The organism is Streptomyces endophyticus (assembly GCF_035798155.1).
GTDB lineage: Bacteria > Actinomycetota > Actinomycetes > Streptomycetales > Streptomycetaceae > Streptomyces > Streptomyces endophyticus.
Genome location: NZ_JAOZYC010000145.1, coordinates 22,028 through 42,822, shown reverse-complemented (window position 1 = coordinate 42,822; position 20,795 = coordinate 22,028). Strand labels below are relative to the sequence as shown.

Below are 20,795 nucleotides of genomic sequence, written 5' to 3'. Positions count from 1 at the left end.
CGGCCCGCCTGCGCGCTTTGCAGCGCGTCGGGGACGTGAGAAGCATATGGGATGCAGGGAGCTATCGCCAAAACGGTTTACGGGGAGCTCTCCCCGGGGCTCGGGGAGGGGGTCGCGCCGGGCTGGTTCTCCTGCGGCAGATGGCGGCTGACCTCCGCCTTCGTCAGCCCCAGACCGCCCAGGCGGATCTCGTCCCAGGCCTGTAGACGCTTGGTGGAGCGGTCCAGATAGAGGACGGACGCCTCCACCGGATCGGGGTGGCCGTTCTCGTTGTCGACCGCGCGCAGACCGCTGCCGCCCGTCGAGCCCTCGACGCGCAGCCGGGTGCCGAGCGGGAGCACCTTCATCTCCTGGTGGTGGATGTGGCCCGCCAGAACGAGCGGCACCTCGCCGTCCACCTCGCGGGCCGCGGCCGGCTCATGGGCGAGCGCGATGTCGACCGGGGTGCCCGCCGCCCGCTGGTCGCGCAGCGCCGAGGCGAGCCGGATGCCCGACAGGCGCTCGGCCGGATCGCCCTGCGCCCGCACCGCGCGGTCCGGGGTGTACTGCGGGTCGCCCATGCCGGCGAAGCGCAGGCCCGCGACCGTGACGGCCCTCCCGTCGTCGAGGACGCGGACGTTCTTGAAGCGCCCCCGGTCGGCGAGGTACTTCTGCGTCGCGTTCTTCGAGTCGTGGTTGCCGCGGATCCAGACGTAGGGCACACCCAGCTTGCCGATCGGGTCGAGGAACGCGTTCTCGGCCTTCGAGCCGTGGTCCATCGTGTCGCCGGTGTCGACGATCGCCGAGATCCTGTACTGCTCCACGAGCGAGGCGATGATCTTCCACGACGCCGGGTTGAGGTGGATGTCCGACACGTGCAGGACGCGGATCGTCGAGGGGTCCGGCTGGTACGTGGGGAGCGTGGACGTCGCGTCGTACAGCTTGGTGACGTTCGTGACCAGGAGCGCCAACTCCTTTTGGTACGCGTCGAATTCGGTCACGATCGAGCGGGCGCTGCCGACCACGGATGGCGCCGAGGAGAGCAGCCCGGAGAACTTCGGCTCCAGGACCGACTCGGGGTTCCACGTCGCGTACGCCGTGCCGCCCGAGGCCGCGAGCAGGGTGAGCGCCAGGCCGCCCGCGGCGAGGGCGCGGCGCGGGCGGCGGTAGACCACGAGGCCGAGCGTCGTGGCGCCCGCGACCACCGCGACGCAGGAGCGCAGGGCCAGGTCCACCGTGCCGTGCTCGACGTCGCGCGCGACCTCGTCCTGCAGCCCGGAGAACCGCTCGGGGTGGTCGACGAGGGTCTGCGCGCGGGCCGGGTCAAGGCGGTCCACATCGACGTCGAGGCGGATCGGCGCCGTGTGCGAATGCAGCTCAAGGGCGCCGAGCGGCGACACGTTGATCTTCGTACCGCCCGTGAAGGAGGGACGCAGCGTCATCTTCGTGTCCATGGGCCCCACCGGCGCCCGCACGCTGCCGACGATCAGCAGGCCGAGCCAGGCGCCGAGCAGCACGGTGGCGACCAGGCCGAGCGCGCGTACGTACGGATGCGGCGGATGGACCAGTTCGAGGACCGGGTGGGGGTGCCGGGCGCGATAGTGGCGCAGCAGGGCCGAGGGCGCGCCGCGAACGCTCCGCGTGCGGCGGCGGAGTCCACGTATGGCGGCGGCTGGCGAGCGGGCCATTGCTCCCGTATGCCCAAGTGCACGGGTGGATATGCGGGTTGTACCGGACAATGGTCGTGTGCTGGAGATGACGCGCGAGACGTTCGAGGAACTGGTCGCAGAGGCGCTCGACCGGATCCCGCCCGAGCTGACCCGACTCATGGACAACGTGGCCGTGTTCGTGGAGGACGAGCCGCCCGCCGAGGACCCCGAGCTGCTCGGGCTCTACGAAGGGACCCCGCTGACCGAGCGGGGCGAGTGGTACGCGGGAGTGCTGCCGGACCGGATCACCATCTACCGGGGGCCGACGCTGCGGATGTGCGAGTCGAGGGAGGACGTGGTCACGGAGACCGAGGTGACCGTGGTGCACGAGATCGCGCACCACTTCGGGATCGACGACGCGCGGCTGCACGCGCTGGGATACGGGTGAGACCGATACGAGTGAGACCGATACGGGTGAGACCCGGGTGAGGCCCCCGCGCTGATTGTGGGGGCTTTGTGCGGTGCTCGCGCGGCGCGTGTCCTCGTACGGGGGACAGGAGTTGGGAACGGTACCCCCCCATGGTGACCCCGTCTCGTGCACCGGAGGTGCCCGCCCGTGCGTCAGCTGTCCGTATCGCAACGCGCCCTGTCGCTCAATGTGCTCCGTCTGGGCCGGTTGGCCGCGACCACCGTGGCCGTCGCCGCGGCCGCCGGCTGCATGAGCGTGGGCGCCGACGGCGGTGCCGCGCCCACCCACTCCCCGCCGCAGCGCGGCTCGGGCGCCGCGCCCGACGGCGGCGCCGAGGTCCCGGACGGCGGGACGGACGTGGGCGCGCGGGTCGGGAAGGCCTCGGCGATGCCCTCGCGGCGGCCGGCCTCGCCGAAGGTCCCGGCCACGCCCTCCTCCGCGTCCCCCACCCCCACGAAGGCGTCCACCCCGACCTCGGCGCCCACCTCGCCGTCCCGCAGCGCGACGCAGCGGCCCTCGCAGCGGCCGAGCTCGCCCAGCGCGACGAGCACCCCTTCGCCCACGAAGTCGTCCGCCGCCCCCTCGTCGTCACCACCGACCGCCGAGCCCTCCTCGTCGGCGCACGAGGAGACCGCGGGGGAGCGGGCCAGTGAGCCGCGGCCGCAGGCCGGCGATCCGGCCTGACCGGGGGCGGCGTGTGAGCCGGGTCTCAGCGATCTGGTTTGCCTCGGGGGGTGGGGGGTGCGTATGGTGGTAGATCGTTTGATCCCATTTGCCCGGCGCCGCTAAAGAGAGCGCCGCGTGGCGCGTACTCTCCCTTGCCGTGGCTGGACCGCATTGAGGCGGTCGATTTGCTGAATTGCGAATACACGGAGTTGCGGGCGCGTGCCGAGACTCCGGAAGGTTTCGCATTTCGCATGTCCATTTCCACTGAAAACCTCGCTGACCAGGCCGTCGAGAACGACATCGACACGGTCATCGACACCGACCTCGACATCGACACGGACGCGGTCATCGACACCGACACCGACACGGTCGAGGTCATCGAGAACGACGAGCCCACCATCACCTTCGCGGACCTCGGTCTCCCCGAGGCCGTCGTGCGCAAGCTGGCGCAGGGCGGTGTGACCACCCCGTTCCCGATCCAGGCCGCGACCATCCCGGACGCCCTGGCCGGCAAGGACATCCTCGGCCGCGGCCGCACCGGCTCCGGCAAGACCCTCTCGTTCGGCCTGCCGGTGATGGCCCGCCTGGCCGGTGCCCGCAGCGAGAAGCACAAGCCGCGCGCCGTCATCCTCACCCCGACCCGTGAGCTCGCGATGCAGGTCGCGGACGCGCTGCAGCCGTACGGCGACCAGGTCAACCTGAAGATGAAGGTCGTCTGCGGCGGTACGTCGATGGGCAACCAGATCTACGCCCTGGAGCGCGGCGTCGACATCCTCGTCGCCACCCCGGGCCGTCTGCGCGACCTCATCAACCGCGGCGCCTGCGACCTGAGCAACATCGAGGTCGCCGTCCTCGACGAGGCCGACCAGATGTCCGACCTGGGCTTCCTGCCCGAGGTCACCGAGCTGCTCGACCAGGTTCCGGCCGGCGGCCAGCGGATGCTGTTCTCCGCCACGATGGAGAACGAGATCAAGACCCTCGTCTCCCGTTACCTGAAGGACCCGGTCAGCCACGAGGTCGACAGCGCCCAGGGCAACGTCACGACCATGTCGCACCACATCCTCGTCGTGAAGCCCAAGGACAAGGCGCCGGTCACCGCGGCCATCGCCGCCCGCAAGGGCCGCACGATCATCTTCGTCCGCACCCAGCTGGGCGCCGACCGCATCGCCGAGCAGCTCCGCGACTCGGGCGTGAAGTCCGACGCGCTGCACGGCGGCATGACGCAGGGCGCCCGTACCCGCGTCCTCGAGGACTTCAAGAAGGGCTACGTCAACGCCCTCGTCGCCACCGACGTCGCCGCCCGCGGCATCCACGTCGACGACATCGACCTGGTCCTGAACGTGGACCCGGCCGGCGACCACAAGGACTACCTGCACCGCGCGGGCCGCACCGCCCGTGCCGGCCGCACCGGCACGGTCGTCTCCCTGTCGCTGCCGCACCAGCGCCGCCAGATCTTCCGCCTCATGGAGGACGCGGGCGTCGACGCCGGGCGTCACATCATCCAGGGCGGCGCCGCCTTCGACCCGGAGGTCGCCGAGATCACCGGCGCCCGGTCCATGACCGAGGTCGAGGCCGAGTCCGCGGGCAACGCCGCGCAGCAGGCCGAGCGCGAGGTCACCGACCTGACCAAGCAGCTGGAGCGCGCCACCCGTCGCGCCGCCGAGCTGCGCGAGCAGGCCGACCGCCTCACCGCCCGCGCCGCCCGTGACCGCGGCGAGGACGAGGAGGGCGTGGCCGCGGCGGTCACCGCCGCACAGGAGGCCGCCGCCGAGCAGGTCGCCAAGGCTGCCGCTGCCGCCGAGGAGCAGCAGCGCACCGAGCGTTCGGAGCGTTCGTTCTCGGACCAGCCGCGTCAGCGCCGCGACGATCGGGGCAACTTCGAGCGTCGTGACAACCGTGGTGGCGACAAGGGCGGCTTCCGTCGCGACGACCGTGGCGGCGACAAGGGTGGCTTCCGTCGCGACGACCGCGGTGGCGACAAGGGTGGCTTCCGCCGGGACGACCGCGGCGGCGACCGTGGTGGGCGCTCCTTCGAGCGTCGTGACGACCGTGGCGGCGACCGTGGTGGCCGTTCTTTCGAGCGTCGTGACGACCGTGGCGGCGACCGTGGCGGCTTCCGCCGTGACGACCGCGGTGGCGACAAGGGCGGCTTCCGCCGCGACGACCGCCGCGACAACGACCGTGGCGGCGACCGTGGTGGCCGTTCTTTCGAGCGTCGTGACGACCGAGGCGGCGACCGCGGCGGTGACCGTGGTGGCTTTCGCCGGGACAACGACCGCGGCGGCTTCAACCGCGACGACCGTGGCGGCCGTTCCTTCGAGCGCCGTGACGACCGAGGCGGCGACCGTGGCGGCTTCCGCCGCGACGACCGCCCGTCCGGCGGTCACCGGGGCAGCGACCGCCCGTTCAACCGCGACCGCCAGAGCGAGCGCCCCGCCGGCGGCCACCGCCCCTACGGCCGTCGTGACGACCACCGTGGCGCCGGTACCGGCACCGGCTCCAGCACCGGCTCGTCCTTCGGTCGCCGCGACGACAAGCCGCGCTGGAAGCGCAACGGCTGACCGTTCCTGAAGTGACAGGGCCGCGGCCCCACTCCCTCACGGGGGTGGGGCCGCGGCCTTTCCTCGTCACGGGCCGGGATTCGGGTACCGGACACGGGGGTGGGGCACGGGAGTTGGGCCTTGATCGGCCGCATGCGGCGCCTCCGGCGAGGGAATCGCTGGGGGCATGACAAGTGATGCCAGCAGAGCCACTGACGGACAGCAACCGGCCGTGGCCGCGGGCTCCGACGAGGAGCGCCTCGCCCAGCTCGGCTACACGCAGGTCCTCGCCCGCCGCATGTCGGGCTTCTCGAACTACGCCGTCTCCTTCACGATCATCTCGGTCCTCTCGGGCTGTCTGACGCTGTACCTGTTCGGCATGAACACGGGCGGCCCCGTGCTCATCACCTGGGGCTGGGTCGGCGTCGGCCTGATGACCCTCTTCGTGGGCCTGGCGATGGCCGAGATCTGCTCGGCGTATCCGACGTCGGCGGGGCTGTATTTCTGGGCGCACCGGCTCGCGCCGGAGCGCAGCGCGGCGGCGTGGGCGTGGTTCACGGGCTGGTTCAACGTGTTGGGTCAGGTGGCCGTGACCGCCGGCATCGACTTCGGCGCGGCGTCCTTCCTGGGCGCGTACCTGAACCTGCAGTTCGGCTTCGAGGTGACCCCGGGCCGCACGATCCTGCTCTTCGCGGGAATCCTGCTGCTGCACGGACTCCTCAACACCTTCGGCGTCCGCATCGTCGCCTTCCTCAACAGCGTCAGCGTGTGGTGGCACGTGCTGGGCGTCGCGCTGATCGTCGGCGCGCTCGCCTTCGCGCCGGACAGCCACCAGTCGGCGTCCTTCGTCTTCGGCGAGTTCGTGAACAACACCGGCTGGGGCAGCAGCGTGTACGTCGTCCTCATCGGGCTGCTCATGGCGCAGTACACCTTCACCGGCTACGACGCGTCGGCCCATATGACGGAGGAGACGCACGACGCGTCCACGGCGGGGCCGAAGGGCATCGTCCGCTCGATCTGGACGTCCTGGATCGCCGGCTTCGTGCTCCTGCTCGGCTTCACCTTCGCCATCCAGTCGTACGACGGCGCCCTCAACTCCCCGACGGGGGCGCCGCCCGCCCAGATCCTCCTGGACGCCCTCGGCGCGACGGCCGGAAAGCTGCTGCTCCTGGTCGTGATCGGCGCCCAGCTGTTCTGCGGGATGGCGTCCGTGACCGCCAACAGCCGCATGATCTACGCCTTCTCGCGCGACGGCGCCCTGCCGTTCTCCCGCGTGTGGCACACGGTGAGCCCGCGCACCCGCACCCCGGTCGCGGCGGTCTGGCTCGCGGCGGCGGGCGCGCTGGTCCTCGGCCTGCCTTACCTGATCAACGTCACCGCGTACGCGGCCGTGACCTCGATCGCCGTCATCGGCCTCTACATCGCGTACGTCATCCCGACGCTGCTGCGGCTGCGCAAGGGCGACGCGTTCGAGCGGGGACCGTGGCACCTGGGCCGCTGGTCGACGGTGATCGGCGTGGTGGCGGTGTCCTGGGTCGTCGTCATCACGATCCTCTTCATGCTGCCCCAGGTCTCCCCGGTCACCTGGGAGACCTTCAACTACGCCCCGATCGCGGTCCTCGCGGTCCTCGGTTTCGCGGGCACCTGGTGGGCGGTCTCGGCCCGGCACTGGTTCCTGCGCTGACGCTCCGTCCGGCGCGCGGGGCCCGTGATGCCGATACCCGATCGGCGTCCCGGTCTCGTCGGGCTATGCTCGGGGGTGCGTCGGCTCAGGTCGGCGCGTGGACCCTTAGCTCAATTGGCAGAGCAGTGGACTTTTAATCCATTGGTTGTGGGTTCGAGTCCCACAGGGTCTACGGGATGTAGGTGGGGGATACCCCATCTGACCTGCTATTTAGCGCTCGGGTCGGCTTCGGTCGGCTCGGGCGCTTCTTCGTTTGCGAGCCATTGCGTGAGCGATGCGTGAGCGGACGGGTCGGCAGAGGGCTGGACGGGCGGCTTCGGAGCGGCAGGCTTCGGCACGCGGGCGCGGGGGATCAGCCCCGTCGCCTTCTCCGCGATCTCTCGGTCGAGTTCGGGCGGCAAGCTCGTGTACGTGTCCGAGGTCAGCGCGATGGTGGAGTGCCGCAGGGTCGCCTTCACCGTGTGGATGTCACCGCCTCCGCCGTGCGTGAGTGTTGCGGCCACGTGCCGCAGGTCCCGGAGGGTGATGGGCGGGAGCTCGGTGGTGGCGAGGATGCGGCGGAAGGTCGCGGAGAGCGTCTCGGGGTGCAGCCAGGAGCCGTCTTCCTGGGTGAAGACTTTGCCGGTGTTCTGCCAGGCCGGGCCCCACTCCTTGCGTTCCTTGTCCTGGCGGGCCTTGTGCTCGCGCAGCACGAGGACGTTCATGCTGGCGAGCGCGATGGTGTCGGCGCTGCCGTCCGTCTTGGGTTCCGACTCGTAAGTGTCCCAGCCGTCGACCACGATCTCCTTGGCGGGCGTGATCTGTGCGCCGTCGAGGTCGACCTCGTGCCAGTCCTGGCCGACCGTCTCGCCGCGACGGAGGCCACGGGTGCCCATGAGGTGGAAGGCCGCGTAGAGCCGGTCGTCCTCGGCCGCGTCGAGGAACTCGCCGAACTGGGCGGGCGTCCAGACCATGACCGGGCCGGGGATCTCTCCGGTCTCGCGCCAGCGGCGTACGCGCTCGTCCGTCCAGAGGAGGGGCTTGGGGCGCTTGCCCGAAGCCAGTTCTACGTGGGACGCGGGATTGAAGATGATGAGCTGCTGCGAGATCGCGGAGTTGAGCGCGGCGCGCAGGGTGCGGCGGATGGCCTGCCAGGTGCTGGGACCACTCTGTTTCCGGAACGGCTTCATGTCGGCGAGCTTGGCGCGCTCGGCAGAGAGGTGTGCGCGTTCGGCAGCTGTGGGGCGGCCGGGCTTGGACGGCTTGGTGCGGGCGATCTGCTCGTGGCGGGCCGCGTTCTCGGCGGTGATTACCTCGTTTTCGTCGGCGATGCCGTCGAACATCTCCACCAGGTGGCCGACGTTGAGGCGGTCGAGGCGTATGTGCCCGATGCGGGGCTTCAGATGGACGCGTATGTGAGAGGCGTAACTGTTGAGCGTCGTACGGCGGATCTTCTTCGAGGCGAACCAGAGGTCCAGCCACTCGCCGATGGTCATGCTGCCGCGCAGGCCGATGCCGGCCTTCAGACGCCGCCTGGTCTCCTCGATGTCTGGCAGTGGCGCCCTGTCGGTGGTGAGTTCATCCAGGAGGGCCGCGATTCGCTCGACGCTGTCCGGGTCGTCGCTGTCGGCGAGGGCGATGAGGGAGCGGACGTGGTCGAGGTCGTTCTGGGCGGCTTTGAGGGTCTCGTAGCCTGCGCGGTTGAAGGCGCGCCGTGTGCCGTCCTCGCGGGGCGGGAGTTCCTGGCGGATCGAGTACGAGCCGTGCTTACGGCCTGCGAGCTTGGGACACTTGCTGCCGAGCGGCTTGCCGGTTTCGAGGTCGCGGCAGTAGCAGCGGCGGTGGACGGAGTTCGAGCGTGCCGTCCGCTCCCGCGTACAGGCCGATCACCAGCACGCCCGCGCCTTGCGCAGCGCAGTCCGCGCGATCCTGCGCGAGCCGTCACCGAAGGACGGCGCGGCACTGGCGATGTTCCTCGACGCCGCGCTCCTGGCCGTGATCGCCGCTGCCCGCTGGCACCAGATCCGCCACCACGATCAGCAGGTCGCTGCCGCTCATCGCACCCGGATCCAGCTCCAAGCTGTCTACGGCAAAGTGGCCTTGGCGCCCCTGGCCGCGCTCGCCCAGCAACGACCGTCGCAGCTCACAGTCGAACGGCATATCGCCTTGATCCGCGATGCCGTGCCTGAGTACGCCGAGAAGATCGTCGAGGACACCGCCTTCGACGCGCTCACCGCAGCATTGGGCCAGGCACAGGAGGCCGGACACGCTCCCGAGCAGATCCTGCGCACCGCCATAGGGCGGCGCACACTGGCCGACGCCGAGCATCCGGCCCGGGCCCTCACTTGGCGCATCCAACGTCTCGCCGCCCGACCGGCGCTCAGTTCGCGAGCCCGTGCCGCCCAGGCTCGCCACGCCACAGCGTCAAACGCGACTTCCCGTCCTGACGTTTCCCCGGCGGCATCCACGGCGCCCTTGCAGTCGCGATACCGCCCGCGCCGTTGATCACGTGGGAGGGAGGGGCTCTCGCGATGCCCGGCTATCGACCGAGGGACTCGGCGCCATGAGCCCGTGCGATGTCGTCGATCCGGTGAGCCAGGTCGAAGTCCGCGGCGGTCAGCTTGTGCCCGGCATCGTGAGTGGTGATCCCGAAGCGAATCTTGTCCCAGCGCAGGTCGATGTCCGCGTGGTGGCCGATCAGCCGTTCAACGTCGGCCACGTGCACGATCAGCGCGACACCGCCGTGGTACCGGATGCCGAACGTGCGTGTGATCTCGTCGCCGTCGCGGCGCCACCCGGGCAGGCCGTCAAGCGCGATCACGATCTCGTCCTCGGTCAGCGGCACCGGGTTCTCGGCCACGCTTCAGCTCCCCTCGATCACGGGTGCCAGGGCCTCGGCAAGGTCCTGGCCAATCGGGGCATCGTGCCACGGGCGCATCGCGTGGTGAAGGGTGCCGAGTTCGCGTCGCATGCGGGCCGACCTGGTCTCCACCGCGATGTCGGCGACAGCCCACGCGATGTGCACGGCCTGATCGGGGTCGCCTGCAGCGGCTGCGGCTGTGGCCTGCCGGGCCATGTAGACGCCGCGGTCCCGGCGCGCTGTTTCCGGGACGCCCCGGAGGACCTGGTCCCACAGGGCGCCGGCCTCGCGGCCGAGACCGAGGCGGCCGTAACAGGTGGCGCGTTGCACCTCCAGATAGCCGGGGGTGCGACGGCAGGCGTTGCCCCAGGGCAGGTCGTCATCGACTCGAGGCAGCAGCCGGTCGGCGTCGTCGAGAAGCCGGTCGACCACACTGCGATCGTTGGTCAGGCTCGCTCCGTGGGCCTGCTGCTGTCGAGCCATGATCCTGACCTTCGGAACCAGGTGCTGCTCGTCCTCCAGCGCTGCCTCACACAGGTCGATGACGGCGTGACCATCGCCTAGATCGGTCCGCACCTGGGCTTGGTTCACCAGGCTGTAGCCGACCAGGTGCGGATCGCGGGACCGCATCGCGATCTCCTGGGTGACGCCTCGCCAGAAGCTCGCGCCCTGCATGTCACCGGCGTCCTGATAGAGCCAGCCGACCAGCGCCGCATAGGCCGCGCCCACCCGGAGCAGACCGTTTCGGGTCTCGCCCTTCGCCGATCGCAGGAGCTTGTCGATGAGCTGGTATTGGGCACTCACCGTGCCGATCAGGTCGTGCGGCCCGAGGAGCATGTCGGCGCGGTAGTGGCCTTCGAGTTGTTCCTGAAAGTACGAGACCAGGGCGGGGTCGACATGCTGCCGCGCAAGCGGCCCCGGGACCAGGGCGGCAGCGGTGACCAGGCCGAACTCGCGACGCTTCACCTTTTCCTCTTCGTGGTGTTCAGGTCGGATCCATCCCGGCGAGGTGGTGAACCCGAGGTCCTCGGGCCAGCGTCCGAGCGCGTCATGGATCACGATGGCCGTTTCTTCGTTCGGCCATCCAGGGCGCTCGCCCTCCCACCGCCGCCACGTACGCGCGGACACCGTGAAGTGCCGGTCATCGAGAAGCTGTTGGCCGTGCATGCTCAGCGCGTCGGCGGCTTTCTCCACCGTCCGCCAGCCCTTGCCGAGGCGCGCGGCTCTCAGCGCATCATTGCGGCCCACACGTGCAGTCTGGAGTGTCATCGCGCCCGCTTTCGGCCATGGCCGCACCGTGGCCACACGTGGCCACGGTCTGACCTAGTCCCGCTTCACCGTGCGTAGCAATCATCCTGCTGTGAGCAGCAGACGTGTACCGAACGCGAGAGAAGACGCCGCCACGGGTGGCCCGGCCCGCGAGACAGACGTGCGGGTCGGTCCTCCTGCCGAGGAACCCATCGAGTACCAGCTGGTCCGCGCCATCGTCCGGAAGGTCGAGGAGCTGGTGCTGTCCGAGACGAGCCGCGGGAGCCTGGACGCGGACAACAAGCTGCTCACGGAGCTGGTGCAGCGGATGATCCGCGAGGACTACCCGGACCAGCGCCCCACCACGATGGCCGTGTTCCGCTCCGCGTACCGCGTGCTGAGCTCGCCAACGAACCCGACGTCGCTCGACAGCGACTACCTCGTGTACGCGCACGTGAAGAACCTTGCGCGCTCCGTTGGCGCCCTCGCGGACGTACTCGATTCCCCCAGATCCGCCGCCGGGTTCATCGCCCAGCCCGGGCTCCCGCCGGAACGCCGACTGCCTTAAGCCCCCTGCCACCGTGGAGGACCGAGATGCACCGCATGATCGCCAGCCCGTTCCTCGGCAAGTACCTGCTCGTGCGCCCGGGCCACCCCGCCGGCGTCCGCATCCCCGAGACCCGCTACAAGGAGCTGGGTGCCGCGACTGCGGCCCGGGCCGCCGCCCCTGATTGGCTACGCGACGCCGCCCGCCAAGCCTGGGACATGGACCTCGACCACCCTCTCGACACCGACCTGCTCGTACGGGAGCCCTCCAAGCACCCCTACGGGCGGGCGTCTTGGGAGATCAACCTCGGCTGCGATTACGACTGCGCGTTCTGCTACCTCGGAGAGAAGAAGCGCGAGGGTCTGCCCTGGGACAGCAAGCAGAGGCTCCTCGAACTCCTCCGTGACGCCGGTGTCCTCTGGCTGCAGATCACCGGCGGCGAAGCGCTCATCGACCGTGACTTTCCCGCCGCCTACCAGTACGCCAACGAGCTCGGGCTGATGATCTCCGTATCGACGAACGGGTCCCAACTCCACAAGCCACGGATGCTGGACCTGTTCGACCGCTATCGCCCCTACCGCCTGACGATCAGCCTCTACGGAGCGACCAGCGAGACATACGACCAAGTGACGCGCAACCGAGGCGCGTTCGGCCGGTTCCTCCGCGGGCTCGAAGCAGCCCGCGAGGCCCGCCTGCCCGTCCGACTCAACATCGTCGTCTCGGACGGCAACGCGCACGAACTCGACGCGATGCGCGCCCTGGCCGACCGGCTCGGCTTCCCCCACCACGTCTTCACCAACCTGTCGCCAACCATCGACGGCGCCGCGAACCCGCTCGCCTCCCAGTCCGAGGAGCACCTCCGTGCCCGCACCCCGTTCCGGGGATGCAACGCCGGCCACACGTTCTTCCACGTGAACCCGCATGGCGTCGCCTCGATCTGCAAGGTCGGCCGCGACCCGAACGTGCAGCTCCTCACCGAGGGCCTCGACGCCCTGCCCCGACTCGGCGGCATCGCCGAGTCCCTCCAGCTCCGCACCGGTGGATGCTCCGGCTGTCAGCTCTCCGGCACCTGCTGGACCTGCCGACCCCTGGCCAAGCTCTACCAGGAGGCGGAGGCAGATCGATCGCTGTACTGCCAACACGGAAGGAACTAGCCATGCCCCCACCCACCGCCACCGCCGCCGCGACGCGGCCCGAACCCGTACTCGTCGCCATCAGCCGACGCCCTCCCGCAGAGGAGGCGCACACCCTCCCGATCCCACTCGACGTCGACGCCATCGCCGACGACGCGTTCATCGTCATCGGCGACATCGACAAGGAGTCCGAGGCCGCGATGTGCAACTGCTCGGCCAGCGACGACAACCCGTACTGAGCCCGGACCCTGCTCAGTAACCGCTGCCTCGCCCCTTACTCTGAGGGCGGGGCAGCAACCCGTACCCCACCTGCGAGGACACCGCATGGCCATGCCCCGGCTCCACTTCGAGGAGCTGAACGACGCCGTCCGCGAGGCGATCACCGACAAGACCGGCACCATCTACGCAGCCCGCACGGCAGGCGGCGGCATGAACTCCGGCGTCGCCGCACTCCTCGACACGGACAGCGGCCCCGTATTCGTCAAAGGCATCCCCCACGACCACCCCCAGGTCCATGCTCAACAACGGGAAGCCGTGATCAACCCGTACCTCCCTGATGCCAGCCCGCGCCTCCACTGGCACATCGAGGCCGGCGGCTGGGACCTCCTCGGCTATGAGGTCCTCCCGGCCCGGCACGCCGACTACCGGCCCGGCTCACCCGACCTCGACCTCGTCGTGGCCGCGGTCGACGAGCTCCAGAAGGTCAAGGCCCCGGACGTCGACCTGAAACGCGCCGAGCAACGGTGGGGTACGTACGCACCGCCAGGCACCGCCGGCCTCTTCGCAGGAGACCGGCTCCTGCACACCGACTTCGCCCCGGACAACGTCCTCATCGACGACCGAGCCCACATCATCGACTGGGCCTGGCCCACACAAGGCGCCGCCTGGATCGACCCTGCCGTCCTGATCCTGCGACTCATGGACGCGGGCCACCAGGTGGCACCAGCGGAGGCATTCGCGTGGCGCTTCGCGTCCTGGCGAACCGCTCGGCGCACGGCCAAGCGTGCATTCGCCGCCGCCAACGCGGCTCTGTGGCAGGAGATCGCCGAGGAGGCCCCGACGCCATGGAAGCGCGGGATGAGCCGGCACGCCGCCGTGTTTCACACATACATGGCCACGGCCGTCTAGAAATCCGCTCAGCATGCCTGCCCAACAACCAGGCCGATGGAAAGGAACTCTGTGGCCAAGCCGACGACCGATGCCCGCCCTCAAGCCTTCAAGCCCGCCCTCGAATCCATGACCCTGCTGGTCGCCGCCGTGATCGTCCACGACCGGACCACCGACCGCGTCGTGCTGCTGCAGCGCAGCGAGAACGCCAAGTTCGCCCAGGGCATGTGGGACCTGCCGGTCGGCAAGAGCGAACCGGGGGAGCCGATCACACAGACCGCGGCACGGGAGCTGTACGAGGAGACCGTCCTGGTCGTGAAGCCGGAGGCGCTGAAGGTCGCCCATATCATTCACGGAGCGTGGGGAGTTGAGGCTCCTAACGGATTCCTTACCGTCGTGTTTGTAGCCCACGAGTGGACTGGCGAGCCCGAGAATCGCGAGCCGCACAAACATGCCCAGGTCCGTTGGGTCGATGTCGACGCTATTCCCGAGGAGTTCGTGGACACCACCGCCAGCGCGCTCCACAGTTACCTGGGCGGAGGCTCTGAGGTCTCTCTGAATGGCTGGGGGAAGTAACGGCCGAGCCCATCAGTCGACAAGTGGCCTTACTGAGCCCGAGAGTCCGACCGCGCTAATGTCCTGAGAAAGCCAGTTGTAAGCAAGGTTCGTGGCCGGAGTGTCCTTGAACACCCAGAGGGTTTCGTGGGCAACGCTGCGGCCCGACCATGCGGCTGACTTGGGGCGAATACGGCGGAAGTCGACCTCGTCGGAACCGACCCACTCGGGCCAGTAGTCGGACTCGGCGCTGACATCCTCCACCTGTGTGACATCGACCTGGGAAGCGGAACCGGACGGTAGCGGAAGAACAGTGCGAGAGAACCTGGGCCCGATGTCCAGCCGCCGGCCGTCTCCGACAGGTGGCCAGCTGATCTTGCATTCGAACCGGACAGGCAACGCTCCGCCGAGCTGCAGGGTCCGCTGGACGGGGGACAGGTACTCCGTGACGATGTCCTCGTAGATGGACAAGGCATCGGAATAGACGTGCCTGACCAGATCAGTCAACACCTCCCTGCTGTACAAACTGGAGATGGCCCTCGAAGGCTCGTGAGGCGGCCGATCCGGCACCGGGTATGGGCGGTGGATCTTTCCGTCGCGCATCGTCGGGAGGCGCTTTTCTGCGCATTGGTCACGGAGCTCAACGAGTTCTGTCCGCAGCGCCATGGTGTTGCGTTGAAACTGGACCCGGCCAGCGTTCGGAGCCAGCCGGAAGATCTCGTCGATCGAAGAGACCACGTCAGTGAGAGGAATGGGCCGATGGCCCAGGTGGCCGCTCTGACCGGTCAGCAGCCGGGACAGAGACCAGGCCCGTTCCTGACACGCGGCCAGATTGCCAGGCAGCACGAAGGCCCTGCGCTCCAAAAGAGCCTTCATGCTTGTCTTCACCCAGGACAGAGTCAGTCGCCATGGCCAGGCAGGCATATCGGGCAGCATGTTTACAGAGTGGAATGACGTGATCCTCACACCGTCCACTTCCCCCCGATCCATGTCTGCCGCTCCGGATACCTCGAAGAAGCGCTCACTGCCGTCGAAGTCTTTTGGGGCGGCGAACACGACGTGAAGACCGGTGGAAATCTCAGCGCCTGACCCAACCCCGATAGGGACCCCCCGTCCCGTTCCATCCGAGCAGCTGAGCAGAGTGCCCGCACGGCCGATTCCACTGAGCCAGGCATCAAGTGTTACGGATAGGCGCCGTGCGCATTCAAGGGCCTCGGGAAGGGCGGCCACTGGTTCGCGCTCGTAGCTTGGGACGCCCTGATCAGTGATCCACGCAGCCAACCCAGGGTCGACTGTCGTCAGATCACTGAGGAGTGCCGTCACTCGTTCCCAAGAGCCGCTGGAGACAACAAAGGTCAGCGCGTCACGCCACCGGTCTCGGCGCTGTGGTGAGAATTGCACAAGCTCCGGCAGGCCGTTGTCCAGCACGTACTGGCCACCGAAGTACTGTCCGAGCACGGGCAGTGCGAAGGTGAACATGCGATTGCGGTGGACGACCAGGCGGGTCTGGACAAGTCGCACCTGCTCCTCGCTGGTACCAACCTCGCCAGCTGGCACTCCACCGCCGACATCCAGGGTGAGCCGACCGAGCCGGGCAAGCAGGGCGTACGTATCCGAGCCGAGCCCAGAGGCCCGGGTGAGAGCCCGTTCGACAAGGGCGGCGAGGAAGGATCCACGTGAGTAGGGCACCTGCGAGCCGGCCTTACGGCAGTCGGCGGCGATCAGCGCGAAGAGTGGGCGGTGCAGTGCGTCGCGGATTTCGGAGTTGGGGTGCCAAGCCAAGTCTCGGGGTGCCCCTACCCTTTCGAGGAGGTCGTTGAGTTCGGTGTCCGAGAGTGCAGGCAGGGTGAGGCAGTCATTCGCCCGGAGATTGGCGTCCGGACGGCTGGTCGCCAGAACTTTCCGGCCCGGCGCGCTGTAGAGCCAGGCCTGGAGGTCATCAACGAGTTCTGCCGAGCGTCCGGCTCCGAACTCGTCCAATCCATCGAGGAAAAGTGTCACCTTGCTGTGGGCACTGGGAAAACGGGCGGTCTGCTCATCGAGGGCCCGCAGGAAGTCTGATCCGGTCGATTTCGCGGACAGGTGGACCGGCAGCGGCTCATCAGGGTTGTCGAGGGCCCGCAGCGCCGACGCCTGGTACTCCCGCTCCAGGGCTACAGTCTTTCCTGAACCGAAGTCACCTGTCAGAACGGTGAATCTACGTTCTGCGTGGAACTGCATGAACTCCGGGCACACGCCGACCGTACTGTCGTCGGCCAGCTCCTCCGCCTGCTCTGGGTCGAGTCCTACAGCGATCCAACGACTCACCAACCGACCCCGACTGGTGGACAAGTCAGCGAGCAGCGCTTCCCGTCTGGTCGGCTCATTCTCGGTGACGCCACGAACGACCCCGCGCCGTACCACAGCGGCCTCGTGGGCGTGCTTCATCGCAAGGAGAGCATCGACCGGGAAGTTGCGCCCGTGATCCTTGTCGATCAGTGTGTGATGAGTCGGGCAGAGCAGAATGAGATTGTCGTATGCGTTCCGGTCAGCGAGGGGGACCCCGGGATCGCCCCTCGGTCCTTCGTCCTCCCTGGCGACAATGTGAGCCTCTTCCCCGAGCACGACGGTTTTCTGCGGGGTCGTTTCGGCGTCGAGGTCAACAGTGAGTTCCTGGCTGCAGCCGGGGAAGGCGCACTCGTTCCAGGACCTACCCCAGAGGAGTTTCCGGTCCACATCTCTGATGGCCACCAGCCCTCACTTCGGTATCCGTTGGTGGTTCCCCCAGTGTGCACGGATCCCTGATCGACTGGGGCGCCGGAGGTGGGGAGCCGTCGTCGTCGTTGTTCCTCGTTTACTGATCTCGCCCGCATCATCAACCTCCAGACAGCACTCCTACGCATACCCTCGCCCCAGACGAGCTTCGGAAAGCGTGTTGGGGGCATTCCGCCCTTCACGGTGAACGCAGTCGAGGCATCGACGCTGGTTTGCGTGAGCGATGCGTGAGCGGACGTAGCCCCACAGCCCGTCATACGACGGACTCAGCCATCCCGTACTAGCTTCCTGACCTGGTCTTTCCGGACAACGGATCAGCCCCCGCGACCACCCAGCACAAGATCGCGGGCTCTTTTAATCCATTGGTTGTGGGTTCGAGTCCCACAGGGTCTACAGGACACGGGCGGCGCCCGGACCGGCTTCGGCTGGTTCGGGCGCCGCTTTTTGCGTGTTGGCGCTGCCTTTTGCGCGGTCGGCGGCCGGGGTCGCCCCTTCCCGACCGGCGCAACAGATCCTGCGGTGGCCACCGGTACGCGTCAGGCTGCCAGTGATCCGACCGGAGGTGTTGCATGGCAGCGGGCGCACGGACGCGACGCGTTCTTCTGGGGGGCCTCGTGCCCCTGCTGTTGGTGGCCGCGACGGCGTGCGGCGGGGCCACGCGGACCGACTCCGACGTGGGTGCGCACCCCGAACACCGGGCCTCCGGCGGCCCCTTCGCGCACCCGGGCGTCCTGGTCGGCAAGGGGCAACTGGCCGCGGTCCGCGACCACGTGGCCCGTAAACAGGAGCCGTGGATCTCCGCGTACAAGGAGATGGGCGACAGCAAGTACGCCGACCTCGACTACCGGGCCAAGCCGTACGCGACCGTGGAGTGCCCCTTCGACGCCGAGACCGGACAGGGCTGTGTCGAGGAGCGCGAGGACGCCATCGCCGCCTATACGCAGGCCCTGCTGTGGAACGTCACCCGCGACAAGGCCCACGCCGCCAAGGCCGTCGAGATCATGGACGCCTGGTCGGACAAGGTCACCGGGCACACCGCGGACAACGCGGGGCTGCAGGCCGCCTGGGCCGGCACGTCCTGGGCGAAGGCCGCCGAGCTGATGCAGTACACGTACAAGGACTGGCCGGACGGGCAGGAGCTGAAGTTCCAGCGGATGCTGCGCGAGGTCTATCTGCCCGAAGTGCGGGGCGGCTCCGCCGACTTCAACGGCAACTGGGACCTGGTGATGGCCGACGCGACGATGAGCATGGCCGTCCACCTCAACGACCAGAGCGCCTTCGACCAGGCCGTCCGGCACTTCCGCGCCCGCGTCCCCGCGTACTTCTATCTGTCGTCCGACGGGAAGCTGCCGGTGAAGCCGAAGGGCAGCGGCATCGACACCCCGAAGGAACTGCGGACGTACTGGTTCGGGCAGAAGACCTTCAAGGACGGGCTCGCGCAGGAGACCTGCCGCAACTTCAAGCACGCCAGCTACTCCCTCGCCGCCACCTCCCACATGGCGGAGACCGCCTGGCACCAGGGCGTCGACCTGTACGGGGAGGCCAAGGACCGGCTCGCCGCCGCGCTCGAACTGCACTCCAAGTACCAGCTGGGCACCAAGGCCCCGACCTGGCTGTGCGGCGGGAAGGTGCAGCGGGACATGGGGCCCGACACGGAGGTGGGCCTCCAGCACCTTCAGGGGCGGCTGAAGATGGACCTCCCGCAGACCGAGAAGCTCACCAGGAAGCAGCGGCCGGAGGGGACGGACGACCTGTTCGTGGCGTGGGAGACCCTCACACACGCCGCCGCGTGAACGGTCACGCGAAGCGATTCGCGTTCACTCCCCCTGATGGCGTAGTGTTGTGAACACAACGGCGCGGGGTGGAGCAGCTCGGTAGCTCGCTGGGCTCATAACCCAGAGGTCGCAGGTTCAAATCCTGTCCCCGCTACTGAAGGCCGAGGCCGGAATCTCATCGAGATTCCGGCCTCGGTTTTTTTGTGCCGGGGTGCCGCGATGCGGCTGTGTCGCCCGTCACGTTCCCCACTCGTACGGCCCACTCCTGCTCGCCTCCGCGCCCTCGTGCAGGAACTCTTGGTGAGACGCCGGAAGCTGGCAGGGAACGGCAGGAGACGAGTGGTGGGGCAGCGAGAAGGAGGCAGCGGCGGGAGACGGGGGCGGCACGGCTCCGAAGGCGTGCGCACACGGCTCTTCCTGCGGCTGCTGCCCCTGCTGCTCATCATCGGCGGCGCGGTCTACGAGTACGTCACCCCCAGCGGCTTCCCGGGCGCCCCCCTGTTCAGCGCGGCGCCGCTGGTGGCCGCCCCGTTCTTCTCGCTCGGCGCGACGATCCTGGCCGGCGCGGCGTCGATCGGTGCGATCACGGTCGTGCACCTGCGCTTCACGGAGAACCTCGACTCCGTGTTCGTCACCGAGATCGTCACGGTGGCCACCGTCTGCCTCCTGGCCTGTGTGCTCAACCGGATCGTGTACCGCGGGTACGAGCAGCTGGCCTCGGCCCGTGAGATCGCGCAGGCCGCGCAGTTGGCGGTGCTGCCCGAGCCGGCCCGGCGGCTCGGCGGCTTCGTGATCGCGGCGCGCTACGAGGCGGCGCAGGCGGACGCGTTCATCGGCGGCGATCTGTACGCGGTCCAGGACACCCCGCACGGCATCCGGATCATCGTCGGCGACGTGCGCGGCAAGGGCATGGGCGCGGTCGCCGCGGTGGCCGTCGTCATCGGCGCGTTCCGGGAGGCCGCGGAGCAGGAGGGCACCCTTGAGGCGGTCGCCCAGCGCCTGGAGCGGGCCCTGGCCCGCGAGGGCACCCGGCGCAGCGGCATCGACGACTTCGAGGGCTTCACCACCGCGGTGCTCGCCGAGATCCCGCACGGCGTCGAGCTCGTCCGTGTCCTCAACCGCGGTCACCCCAGCCCCCTGCTGCTGCTCGGCGACGGCACCGTACGCCCACTGGACCCGTGCCAGGCGGCGCTGCCGCTCGGCATGAGCGAACTCGGCAGCTGGCCCGACCGGGCCGTCGAGGCGGCGTTCCCATCGGCAGCGACGCTGCTGCTCTACACCGACGGGCTCTCCGAGGCGCGCGACCCGAGCGGCCGCTTCTACGATCCGGCGGCCCGGCTCTCCGGGAGGGTCTTCCCGGGGCCCGAGGAACTCCTCGCGGCGCTCGCGGCGGAGGTGCGCGCGCACACCGGCGACGGGACGAAGGACGACATGGCGCTGCTCGCCGTGCGCCGGGGCTGAGTTCCTTGATCGTTGTTACCAGAGGTAGTCGAACGGCGTCGCTCCGCATAACAATTGACGCACCATCAGTTGGGTGGACGTTTGCGATGCCCGGTCAACTCGCCCGGATTCACACGCTCTTGTCATGGTAAGTCCTGGCCAGAGTCGTGAACGATTAGTGGGAAGCGCTTGGAATTACTGTCTGCTGTCTATTAACGTTCGATAACGCAGCGCGGTCGTCCCAGCCGTCACAAGAGATGGCTCCGTGCGCACACGCTTAATCCCGCAAGGGAACCGGGGAACCATCAACTTGGGGTGAATCGGACATCTTTGGTGTCCGTAGGAGACCTTCCTGCTCCGAACCCGTCAGCTAACCCGGTAGGCGAGAAGGAAGGAAAGGAGAGCGCCCC

The 20,795-nt window shown here is 68.7% G+C and carries 16 protein-coding genes, 2 tRNA genes, 1 pseudogene and 1 riboswitch; of the genes and pseudogenes, 14 read left to right on the top strand and 5 right to left on the bottom strand.

Annotation, left to right across the window (positions count from 1 at the left end; translation table 11 throughout):
* Positions 1-77: 77 nt before the first annotated feature.
* Positions 78-1,667, bottom strand: a complete 1,590-nt coding sequence (locus OKJ99_RS27760; RefSeq protein ID WP_326020408.1) for a metallophosphoesterase family protein — start codon at positions 1,665-1,667, stop codon at positions 78-80.
* A gap of 58 nt (positions 1,668-1,725) precedes the next feature.
* On the opposite strand from OKJ99_RS27760, the gene OKJ99_RS27755 reads away from it, so the two are divergent.
* The 5 genes from OKJ99_RS27755 (at position 1,726) to OKJ99_RS27735 (ending at position 7,159) form a co-directional block, all read left to right on the top strand.
* Positions 1,726-2,076, top strand: coding sequence for a metallopeptidase family protein (locus tag OKJ99_RS27755; RefSeq protein WP_326020406.1), 351 nt, complete (start codon positions 1,726-1,728; stop codon positions 2,074-2,076).
* Positions 2,077-2,244: 168 nt separating this feature from the next.
* On the top strand, positions 2,245-2,781 hold the full coding sequence (locus OKJ99_RS27750; RefSeq protein ID WP_326020404.1) for a hypothetical protein: 537 nt from the start codon (positions 2,245-2,247) through the stop codon (positions 2,779-2,781).
* 233 nt (positions 2,782-3,014) lie between these two features.
* A complete protein-coding gene (locus tag OKJ99_RS27745) occupies positions 3,015-5,324 on the top strand; it encodes a DEAD/DEAH box helicase (RefSeq protein WP_326020402.1) in 2,310 nt (769 codons plus the stop codon).
* 166 nt (positions 5,325-5,490) lie between these two features.
* The gene (locus OKJ99_RS27740) at positions 5,491-6,987 is read left to right on the top strand and encodes an amino acid permease (RefSeq protein ID WP_326020400.1); all 1,497 of its coding nucleotides are present in this window, start codon (positions 5,491-5,493) and stop codon (positions 6,985-6,987) included.
* Positions 6,988-7,086: 99 nt separating this feature from the next.
* Positions 7,087-7,159: transfer RNA gene (locus OKJ99_RS27735), tRNA-Lys, on the top strand.
* 34 nt (positions 7,160-7,193) lie between these two features.
* Here the strand turns inward: OKJ99_RS27735 and OKJ99_RS27730 are convergent.
* Positions 7,194-8,816, bottom strand: a pseudogene (locus OKJ99_RS27730) (site-specific integrase); the annotation flags it as partial.
* A gap of 55 nt (positions 8,817-8,871) precedes the next feature.
* Here OKJ99_RS27730 and OKJ99_RS27725 point away from each other — a divergent pair.
* Positions 8,872-9,471, top strand: a complete 600-nt coding sequence (locus OKJ99_RS27725; RefSeq protein ID WP_326020398.1) for a hypothetical protein — start codon at positions 8,872-8,874, stop codon at positions 9,469-9,471.
* Between the two features lie 34 nt (positions 9,472-9,505).
* Here OKJ99_RS27725 and OKJ99_RS27720 read toward each other — a convergent pair whose 3' ends face one another.
* Together OKJ99_RS27720 and OKJ99_RS27715 are read right to left on the bottom strand one after the other, a co-directional pair.
* Positions 9,506-9,826 carry a 4a-hydroxytetrahydrobiopterin dehydratase gene (locus tag OKJ99_RS27720; RefSeq protein ID WP_326020396.1) on the bottom strand — a complete coding sequence of 107 codons (321 nt, stop codon included), beginning with the start codon at positions 9,824-9,826 and terminating at the stop codon, positions 9,506-9,508.
* Positions 9,827-9,829: 3 nt separating this feature from the next.
* Positions 9,830-11,074 carry a Twin-arginine translocation pathway signal gene (locus tag OKJ99_RS27715; protein ID WP_326020394.1) on the bottom strand — a complete coding sequence of 415 codons (1,245 nt, stop codon included), beginning with the start codon at positions 11,072-11,074 and terminating at the stop codon, positions 9,830-9,832.
* 112 nt (positions 11,075-11,186) lie between these two features.
* Here OKJ99_RS27715 and OKJ99_RS27710 point away from each other — a divergent pair, with 112 nt between their 5' ends.
* The 5 genes from OKJ99_RS27710 to OKJ99_RS27690 all read left to right on the top strand — a co-directional run bounded on the left by OKJ99_RS27710 (position 11,187) and on the right by OKJ99_RS27690 (position 14,437).
* Positions 11,187-11,642, top strand: coding sequence for a hypothetical protein (locus tag OKJ99_RS27710; RefSeq protein ID WP_326020393.1), 456 nt, complete (start codon positions 11,187-11,189; stop codon positions 11,640-11,642).
* A 26-nt stretch (positions 11,643-11,668) separates the two neighbouring features.
* The gene (locus OKJ99_RS27705) at positions 11,669-12,775 is read left to right on the top strand and encodes a radical SAM protein (RefSeq protein ID WP_326020391.1); all 1,107 of its coding nucleotides are present in this window, start codon (positions 11,669-11,671) and stop codon (positions 12,773-12,775) included.
* A gap of 2 nt (positions 12,776-12,777) precedes the next feature.
* Positions 12,778-12,993, top strand: a complete 216-nt coding sequence (locus tag OKJ99_RS27700; protein ID WP_326020389.1) for a hypothetical protein — start codon at positions 12,778-12,780, stop codon at positions 12,991-12,993.
* 85 nt (positions 12,994-13,078) lie between these two features.
* Positions 13,079-13,882 carry an aminoglycoside phosphotransferase gene (locus OKJ99_RS27695; RefSeq protein ID WP_326020387.1) on the top strand — a complete coding sequence of 268 codons (804 nt, stop codon included), beginning with the start codon at positions 13,079-13,081 and terminating at the stop codon, positions 13,880-13,882.
* Between the two features lie 36 nt (positions 13,883-13,918).
* Positions 13,919-14,437: an NUDIX domain-containing protein gene (locus OKJ99_RS27690; protein WP_326020385.1), complete on the top strand. Its 519-nt coding sequence runs from the start codon at positions 13,919-13,921 to the stop codon at positions 14,435-14,437.
* 12 nt (positions 14,438-14,449) lie between these two features.
* Here the strand turns inward: OKJ99_RS27690 and OKJ99_RS27685 are convergent, their stop codons facing one another.
* On the bottom strand, positions 14,450-17,146 hold the full coding sequence (locus tag OKJ99_RS27685; protein WP_326020383.1) for an NACHT domain-containing protein: 2,697 nt from the start codon (positions 17,144-17,146) through the stop codon (positions 14,450-14,452).
* A gap of 593 nt (positions 17,147-17,739) precedes the next feature.
* Here OKJ99_RS27685 and OKJ99_RS27680 point away from each other — a divergent pair.
* The 3 genes from OKJ99_RS27680 (at position 17,740) to OKJ99_RS27670 (ending at position 20,406) form a co-directional block, all read left to right on the top strand.
* Positions 17,740-18,963 carry an alginate lyase family protein gene (locus OKJ99_RS27680; protein ID WP_407700777.1) on the top strand — a complete coding sequence of 408 codons (1,224 nt, stop codon included), beginning with the start codon at positions 17,740-17,742 and terminating at the stop codon, positions 18,961-18,963.
* 62 nt (positions 18,964-19,025) lie between these two features.
* A tRNA-Met gene (locus tag OKJ99_RS27675) sits at positions 19,026-19,099 on the top strand.
* A gap of 188 nt (positions 19,100-19,287) precedes the next feature.
* A complete protein-coding gene (locus OKJ99_RS27670; RefSeq protein ID WP_326020379.1) occupies positions 19,288-20,406 on the top strand; it encodes a PP2C family protein-serine/threonine phosphatase in 1,119 nt (372 codons plus the stop codon).
* Positions 20,407-20,649: 243 nt separating this feature from the next.
* Positions 20,650-20,785: riboswitch (cyclic di-AMP (ydaO/yuaA leader) on the top strand.
* Positions 20,786-20,795 lie beyond the last annotated feature (10 nt).

Excerpts from the sequence above, each read along its gene's own strand:
- OKJ99_RS27700 (WP_326020389.1), top strand. The coding sequence starts at position 12,778 with ATGCCCCCACCCACCGCCACCGCCGCCGCGACGCGGCCCGAACCCGTA.
- OKJ99_RS27760 (WP_326020408.1), bottom strand. The coding sequence starts at position 1,667 with ATGGCCCGCTCGCCAGCCGCCGCCATACGTGGACTCCGCCGCCGCACG.
- OKJ99_RS27745 (WP_326020402.1), top strand. The coding sequence starts at position 3,015 with ATGTCCATTTCCACTGAAAACCTCGCTGACCAGGCCGTCGAGAACGAC.
- OKJ99_RS27680 (WP_407700777.1), top strand. The coding sequence starts at position 17,740 with ATGGCAGCGGGCGCACGGACGCGACGCGTTCTTCTGGGGGGCCTCGTG.
- OKJ99_RS27695 (WP_326020387.1), top strand. The coding sequence starts at position 13,079 with ATGGCCATGCCCCGGCTCCACTTCGAGGAGCTGAACGACGCCGTCCGC.
- OKJ99_RS27740 (WP_326020400.1), top strand. The coding sequence starts at position 5,491 with ATGACAAGTGATGCCAGCAGAGCCACTGACGGACAGCAACCGGCCGTG.
- OKJ99_RS27705 (WP_326020391.1), top strand. The coding sequence starts at position 11,669 with ATGCACCGCATGATCGCCAGCCCGTTCCTCGGCAAGTACCTGCTCGTG.
- OKJ99_RS27690 (WP_326020385.1), top strand. The coding sequence starts at position 13,919 with ATGGAAAGGAACTCTGTGGCCAAGCCGACGACCGATGCCCGCCCTCAA.